The following is a 7065-nucleotide window of genomic DNA, read 5'->3' on the forward strand; positions in this document are numbered from 1 at the left end:
GACCGGAGGAGTGCAGTGGCAGCCAACGACCGGGGAGCAGCTCCCGGGAAGTCCGGCGGGAGTTCCGGTGTCGAGGGCCGGATGCGCGCCTCACTGAGTGCTGTGGCGCCCGGTACGGCCCTGCGCGACGGTCTGGAGCGGGTGCTGCGGGGCAACACCGGCGGACTCATCGTGCTCGGGTCCGACAAGACCGTCGAGTCGATGTGCACGGGCGGTTTCGTGCTGGATGTCGAGTTCACCGCCACGCGGCTGCGTGAGCTGTGCAAGCTGGACGGCGGCATCGTGCTGTCGTCGGACCTGTCGAAGATCCTGCGCGCGGGCGTGCAGCTGCTGCCCGACCCCACGATCCCCACCGAGGAGACCGGCACCCGGCACCGCACGGCGGACCGGGTCTCCAAGCAGGTCGGCTTCCCGGTGGTCTCGGTCTCCCAGTCCATGCGGCTGATCGCCCTGTACGTGGACGGCCAGCGCCGTGTCCTGGAGGACTCGGCGGCGATCCTGTCCCGCGCCAACCAGGCCCTGGCGACCCTGGAGCGCTACAAGCTCCGCCTCGACGAGGTCGCGGGCACGCTGTCGGCACTGGAGATCGAGGACCTGGTCACCGTCCGCGATGTCTCCGCGGTCTCGCAGCGCCTGGAGATGGTGCGGCGCATCGCCACCGAGATCGCCGAGTACGTCGTCGAGCTGGGCACGGACGGCCGTCTCCTCGCCCTCCAGCTCGACGAGTTGATCGCGGGCGTGGAGCCCGAGCGGGAACTCGTCGTCCGGGACTACGTGCCCGAGCCCACCGCCAAGCGTTCCCGCACGGTCGACGAGGCGCTCGCCGAGCTCGACGCCCTCAGCCACGCCGAGCTGCTCGAACTGTCCACGGTGGCGAAGGCGCTGGGCTACACCGGCTCTCCCGAGACGCTCGACTCCGCGGTGTCCCCGCGCGGCTTCCGCCTGCTGGCCAAGGTGCCGCGGCTGCCGGGCGCCATCATCGACCGCCTGGTCGAGCACTTCGGCGGACTGCAGAAGCTGCTCGCCGCCAGCGTGGACGACCTCCAGACGGTCGACGGCGTCGGCGAGGCGCGGGCCCGCAGTGTCCGCGAGGGCCTGTCGCGGCTGGCGGAGTCGTCGATCCTGGAACGCTACGTCTGAGTCCTGTCCGCAGCACCCGCCCCGCAGAAACCCGGCGGGCAGACCGCCCCCGGCACCGCCCGCCGCGGTACCACTCCGCCCCGGCAGCGGGCGCAGGGCTCGGTCCGCCGACAGCGGGCTCAGTCCGCCGACAGCACGAACGACGTCTGCTTCTTCGGGAAGCCCGGGGCCTTCGCCTCCACCAGATACGTGCCCGGCCCCGCCGAACCGGCCGGAGGCGTCGCACACTTGGGGGCGCTCGGCTTGCGGTCCCACTTCACGGTGTACGTGGCGCTGCTGCCCGCCGGGACCCGGTAGAACCGGTTCGCGGAGTCCCCGGGGCAGTCGTCGGACGCCCAGTACACGCCCGCGCTGCCGGTCTGAGTGATCGTCAACACCGTGTTCTGCGGCCCGAGATCGACCTTGCAGTCGTTGGCGGAGGAATTCTTCGCGGTCAGCCGGAAGGCGGGCGCCTGGTCCGGCGTGTAGGTGTTGCGGACGCTGTTCAGCGTCAACGTGATCACGCTGGCAGTGCAGTTGGGCAGCGGGGAGCCGGCCGGCAGGGCGCCCGTACCGCCACCGCCGCCCGAACCGCCCCCCGAAGCAGCGGAGTCGTCGCCGCTCGCGGATCCGTCGGAGCCGCCCGCGCCGGAACTCGAACCGGAGGCCGAGCCGGACGCAGAGCCCGAGTCGGAGGGGCTGCCGGTGGCACTGCCGCTCGACTCGTCGCGCCCGCCCGGGGCTTGACTTATCGCCGGCCCGGAACCGGACGGCCCGGGAGTGATCGAGGAGGCGGGATTCTTGCCGTTCGAACCGTCGGCGTCGTGCTTGGCGCCCCCGCCGCCCGCGGTGACGATCCATGTCACCAGCAGCGCCAACAGGGCGACCACGGACAGCATTACGGCCCTCCGGCGCCAGTAGATGGTGGAGGGAAGTGGCCCGATCGGATTGCGCAGAGATCCCACGGCGCAAACTTTACGAGAGATCCCCGCGTTCGCTGGCCCCACCCGCCGCCGATCCTCAACTTTTCCGGATCATCATTCCGGAAACAGAGGTTCCGGTCCGTTTTCCGAGGCGGTCGCTCCGGACACCGGTAAGGCGGTCGCCGGGGCCACCGGACGGCCCCCGTGCCGGGCCAGCCTCGAACCACGCCCGGCCGACCCGTGGCAGGATCGGAAATGCCATGACTGCGCCCACGAAACCCCCGCACACCGTCCCGGCCCCCGGTTCCTCCGGCAGCCCGGTCGACGGGACGCATCTGCACACACCCGTCATCACCTGGTTCGACACCCACGCCCGCGACCTGCCCTGGCGGCACCCGGAGGCCGGCCCCTGGGGCGTGATGGTGAGCGAGTTCATGCTCCAGCAGACGCCGGTGAACCGGGTCCTGCCGGTCTACGAGCAGTGGATGGCCCGCTGGCCACGCCCCGCCGACCTCGCCGCGGAGGCCCCCGGCGAGGCCGTGCGCGCCTGGGGCCGGCTCGGTTACCCGCGCCGCGCCCTGCGCCTGCACGGCGCCGCCGTCGCCATAACGGACCGGCACGGCGGCGACGTACCGTCCGACCACGCCCAGCTGCTCGCCCTGCCCGGGATCGGCGAGTACACGGCCGCCGCCGTCGCGTCGTTCGCGTACGGCCGGCGCCACGCCGTGCTGGACACCAATGTCCGCCGGGTCTTTGCCCGTGCCGTGACCGGCGTGCGGTATCCGCCGAACGCGACCACCGCCGCCGAACGCAAGCTGGCCCGCGCCCTGCTGCCCGAGGAGGAGCGGACCGCGGCACGCTGGGCGGCCGCGTCCATGGAGCTCGGCGCGCTGGTGTGCACGGCGAAGAGCGAGGCCTGCCACCGCTGCCCGATCGCCGGCCAGTGCGCCTGGCGGCTGGCCGGGAAGCCGGAGCACGAGGGCCCGCCGCGCCGCGGTCAGACGTACGCGGGCACGGACCGGCAGGTCCGCGGCAAGCTGCTGGCCGTCCTGCGCGAGGCCCACACCCCGGTCCCGCAGGCCGCGCTCGACCGGGTGTGGCACGAGCCGGTGCAGCGCGCCCGCGCCCTGGACGGGCTCGTCGCGGACGGTCTGGTGGAGCCGCTGCCCGGCGGCCGGTACCGGCTGCCGCTGACCTGACGCATGGTCACCTCACAGGAAGGCGGGCTTCTTCACAGCCGGCTCCAGGGCTGCACCTAGCCTCGGCGGTTACCAAATCCCCCCATACCAGCATGATTCACCTCGCCCCCTTACCCCGGACCTACTTCCGTTACACAACCGACGGACAGCCGAGGGCTCCCCGCAGGCTGCTTCGCACAGCCTCGTGACAACACCTCCGTAGCTTCGTCTGCGTACCCGGCACCAACACGGGGACGACGGACACGGGCCGGAGTAAAACGGGGAACGGAGGCGGTCGATCATGGCGCAGGGCGAGGTGCTCGAATTCGAGGAGTACGTCCGCACCCGGCAGGACGCGCTGCTGCGCAGTGCGCGCCGGCTGGTCCCGGACCCGGTCGATGCCCAGGACCTCCTCCAGACGGCGCTGGCGCGGACGTACGGCCGCTGGGAGGGCATCGCGGACAAGCGGCTGGCCGACGCCTACCTGCGCCGGGTCATGATCAACACTCGGACCGAGTGGTGGCGGGCGCGCAAGCTCGAAGAGGTGCCGACCGAGCAGCTGCCGGACGCCTGCATCGACGACTCCACCGAGCAGCACGCCGACCGCGCCCTGCTGATGGACGCCCTGAAGGTGCTCGCCCCGAAGCAGCGCAGCGTCGTCGTGCTGCGACACTGGGAGCAGATGTCCACGGAGGAGACGGCCGCTGCCCTGGGCATGTCGGCCGGAACGGTCAAGAGCACGCTGCACCGGGCGCTCGCCCGGCTCCGCGAGGAGCTGGAGAGCCGTGATCTGGACGCACGCGCGCTGGAGCGTGAGGAGCAGGAGCGTTGCGCGGCCTGACCGGCACCGGGCCCACAGCGGCCCGCGGAACCTTCCAGGCGGTGTTCACGGCGATGTTCGTGATCACCGCCCTCGGGCTTTTCGCCGCCGGCTGCGCCACCGGCGGCACCGGCGCCCGTGACGAGGGACCGGCCCACTCCGACACCGTGCCGGGCGCCGTCCCCTCCCTCACGGCCTCGCCCTCCGGCACCCCGGCCCAGGTGGACGTGGTGCGGCTCGTCAAGGCCGACCCGCAGGTCTCCGCGGAGGTCAAGCGGGGGCTGAAGCCGTGCGCCGGCGACGACTACCCGGTGGACGTCTCCTACGGTGACCTGACCGGAGGGCCGTCGAGCGACATCGTCGTGAACGTGCTGACCTGCGCCGACGCGATCGGCCTCGGCTCCTACGTGTATCGCGAGCAGGACGGCCGGTACACGGACGTGTTCAAGGTCGAGGAGCCCCCGGCCTACGCGGAGATCGACCGCGGCGACCTGGTGGTGACCAAGCAGGTGTACGGCAAGGACGACCCGGTCTCGAGTCCGTCCGGCGAGGACGTGATCACGTACCGCTGGTCCGCGGACCGCTTCACCGAGGAGTACCGGTCGTACAACGACTACAGCAACGCCGCGGGCACGGCGCCGACCCCGTCGCCCGACCGCAGATGACCCGGGGCACGGCCGAGCCGGGCACGGACCGGGCGCGGCGCGGGGTGACCCCGGGCCCGAACGGCCCGCCCGATCCGACCGACCCGACCGACCACCGCACCGACCGCCGGAAGGACTGAGAACACCGGGATGGCAGACCAGACCCACGTGCTGTTCGTCGAGGACGACGACGTCATCCGCGAGGCCACCCAACTCGCGCTGGAGCGGGACGGCTTCGTGGTCACCGCGATGCCCGACGGGCTGTCGGGCCTGGAGGCGTTCCGCGCGAACCGCCCCGACATCGCGCTGCTGGACGTCATGGTTCCCGGCCTGGACGGCGTCAGCCTGTGCCGGCGCATCCGGGACGAGTCCACGGTCCCCGTGATCATGCTGTCGGCGCGCGCCGACGCCATCGACGTCGTCCTCGGCCTGGAGGCCGGCGCCGACGACTATGTGACCAAGCCGTTCGACGGCGCCGTGCTGGTGGCCCGCATCCGTGCCGTGCTGCGCCGCTTCGGTCACGCCGGCGGGGCCGACCGCGCGGGCGAGGCCGCTGCCGCCGCCGGCGGGGTGCTGGCCTTCGGCGAGCTGGAGATCGACACCGAGGGCATGGAGGTGCGCCGCGCCGGACAGCCGGTGGCCCTCACCCCGACCGAGATGCGGCTGCTGCTGGAGTTCTCCTCGGCGCCGGGCACGGTGCTCTCGCGCGACAAGCTCCTGGAGCGCGTGTGGGACTACGGGTGGGGCGGGGACACCCGCGTGGTCGACGTCCATGTGCAGCGGCTGCGTACCAAGATCGGCCAGGACCGCATCGAGACGGTCCGCGGTTTCGGTTACAAGCTGAAAGCCTGAGCGGGGCGATTCATGCAGGTCACACGGGGGATCATCGGACGTCTGCGCTCGTTCGGCGACAAGCACCCGGACATCCGTACGGGGCTGCGGTGGAAACTGAGCGCGGCCATCGCGCTGGTCGGCGCGCTGGTGGCGCTCGCCCTCAGCGTGGTCGTGCACAACGCCGCCCGGGTCTCGATGCTGGACAACGCGCGCGACCTCGCCGACGAGCGGGTGCTGATCGCCCAGCGCGGTTACGAGGCGTCCGGGCGGCTCAACTTCCCCAACATCAAGATCGACGACATGGACCTGCCGGCGGAGCTGCGGGAGAAGGTGGCCGAGGGGCGCCGGGCGACCTTCGTGTCCGACAGCGCGGGCGGGGAGCCGGACATCTGGGCGGCCGTGCCGGTCAAGAACGGGCATGTGCTGTCGCTGCACACCGGGTTCACCGACCGCAGCACGGACATCCTCAAGGATCTCGACCAGGCTCTGGTGATCGGTTCGATCGCGGTGGTCCTCGGCGGAAGCGCGCTCGGCGTGCTCATCGGCGGTCAGCTGTCGCGCCGGCTGCGCAAGGCGGCCGCCGCGGCCAACCAGGTCGCCAGGGGCGAGCCGGACGTACGGGTGCGCGACGCCATCGGCGGGGTCGTGCAGGACGAGACGGACGACCTGGCGCACGCGGTCGACGCGATGGCGGACGCCCTCCAGCAGCGTCTGGAGGCGGAGCGGCGGGTCACCGCGGACATCGCGCACGAGCTGCGCACCCCGGTGACCGGGCTGCTGACGGCGGCCGAACTGCTGCCGCCGGGCCGGCCGACGGAACTCGTGCTGGACCGGGCGAAGGCGATGCGCACGCTGGTCGAGGACGTGCTGGAGGTGGCCCGGCTGGACGGCGCCTCGGAGCGGGCCGAGTTGCAGGACATCCTGCTGGGCGACTTCGTGTCCCGGCGGGTGGCGGCGAAGGACCCCGGTGTCGAGGTGCGGGTGGTGCACGAGTCGGAGGTCACCACCGACCCGCGGCGCCTGGAACGGGTGCTGTTCAACCTGCTGGCCAATGCCGCCCGGCACGGCAGGCCGCCGGTCGAGGTCACCGTCGAGGGCCGGGTCATCCGGGTCCGCGACCACGGCCCCGGCTTCCCCGAGAACCTGCTCGTCGAAGGGCCGAGCCGGTTCCGCACGGGCAGCAGCGACCGCTCGGGGCGCGGCCACGGGCTCGGCCTGACGATCGCGGCCGGCCAGGCCCGGGTGCTGGGCGCCCGTCTGACCTTCCGTAACGTCCGCCCGGCCGGGGCTCCCGAGCACATCCCGGCCGAGGGCGCGGTCGCCGTCCTGTGGCTGCCGGAGCACGCGCCGACGAACACGGGAAGCCACCCGATGCTGCCGACCGGACACTAGCGCCGGGGCGACCCTGCGGCCCCGGGGGCCGCCTGCGGCCGCCCCTGGGGTCCTGGGGATCCTCCCAGGACCGTCCCTCAGGGCCTGGGCCGCCCGCGGCCCAGGCCCTGAACTCGCGGGGGTCGCCCACGGTCGTCACTGAGGCTCTGGGGCCC

Annotated in this window: 7 protein-coding genes; 6 read left to right on the top strand and 1 reads right to left on the bottom strand. The window is 72.6% G+C overall.

Annotation, left to right across the window (positions count from 1 at the left end; translation table 11 throughout):
- Positions 1 to 15 precede the first annotated feature (15 nt).
- Positions 16 to 1140: a DNA integrity scanning diadenylate cyclase DisA gene (disA, locus tag ABT085_RS17510; RefSeq protein WP_351607936.1), complete on the top strand. Its 1125-nt coding sequence runs from the start codon at positions 16 to 18 to the stop codon at positions 1138 to 1140.
- Between the two features lie 119 nt (positions 1141 to 1259).
- Here disA and ABT085_RS17515 read toward each other — a convergent pair whose 3' ends face one another.
- Positions 1260 to 2084 (bottom strand): hypothetical protein, encoded by an 825-nt coding sequence (locus ABT085_RS17515; protein ID WP_351607939.1) that lies wholly within the window; start codon positions 2082 to 2084, stop codon positions 1260 to 1262.
- Positions 2085 to 2302: 218 nt separating this feature from the next.
- Here ABT085_RS17515 and ABT085_RS17520 point away from each other — a divergent pair, with 218 nt between their 5' ends.
- The 5 genes from ABT085_RS17520 (at position 2303) to cseC (ending at position 6910) form a co-directional block, all read left to right on the top strand.
- Complete coding sequence (locus ABT085_RS17520) at positions 2303 to 3241, top strand: iron-sulfur binding domain-containing protein (RefSeq protein WP_351607942.1); 939 nt, start codon at positions 2303 to 2305, stop codon at positions 3239 to 3241.
- Between the two features lie 280 nt (positions 3242 to 3521).
- Positions 3522 to 4061 carry a SigE family RNA polymerase sigma factor gene (locus ABT085_RS17525; protein ID WP_152895151.1) on the top strand — a complete coding sequence of 180 codons (540 nt, stop codon included), beginning with the start codon at positions 3522 to 3524 and terminating at the stop codon, positions 4059 to 4061.
- Positions 4049 to 4705, top strand: coding sequence for a hypothetical protein (locus ABT085_RS17530; RefSeq protein ID WP_351607945.1), 657 nt, complete (start codon positions 4049 to 4051; stop codon positions 4703 to 4705). The genes ABT085_RS17525 and ABT085_RS17530 overlap by 13 nt, the downstream gene beginning before the upstream one ends.
- 129 nt (positions 4706 to 4834) lie before the next feature.
- Entirely contained in the window at positions 4835 to 5536 is a 702-nt protein-coding gene (gene cseB, locus ABT085_RS17535; protein ID WP_351607948.1) for a two-component system response regulator CseB, read from the top strand.
- A 12-nt stretch (positions 5537 to 5548) separates the two neighbouring features.
- On the top strand, positions 5549 to 6910 hold the full coding sequence (cseC, locus tag ABT085_RS17540; protein ID WP_351607951.1) for a two-component system sensor histidine kinase CseC: 1362 nt from the start codon (positions 5549 to 5551) through the stop codon (positions 6908 to 6910).
- The last annotated feature ends 155 nt before the right edge of the window (positions 6911 to 7065 follow it).

This window comes from Streptomyces sp. NPDC002265, from assembly GCF_040296125.1.
Taxonomy (GTDB): domain Bacteria; phylum Actinomycetota; class Actinomycetes; order Streptomycetales; family Streptomycetaceae; genus Streptomyces.

Excerpts from the sequence above, each read along its gene's own strand:
- cseC (WP_351607951.1), top strand. The coding sequence starts at position 5,549 with ATGCAGGTCACACGGGGGATCATCGGACGTCTGCGCTCGTTCGGCGAC.
- cseB (WP_351607948.1), top strand. The coding sequence starts at position 4,835 with ATGGCAGACCAGACCCACGTGCTGTTCGTCGAGGACGACGACGTCATC.
- ABT085_RS17520 (WP_351607942.1), top strand. The coding sequence starts at position 2,303 with ATGACTGCGCCCACGAAACCCCCGCACACCGTCCCGGCCCCCGGTTCC.
- ABT085_RS17525 (WP_152895151.1), top strand. The coding sequence starts at position 3,522 with ATGGCGCAGGGCGAGGTGCTCGAATTCGAGGAGTACGTCCGCACCCGG.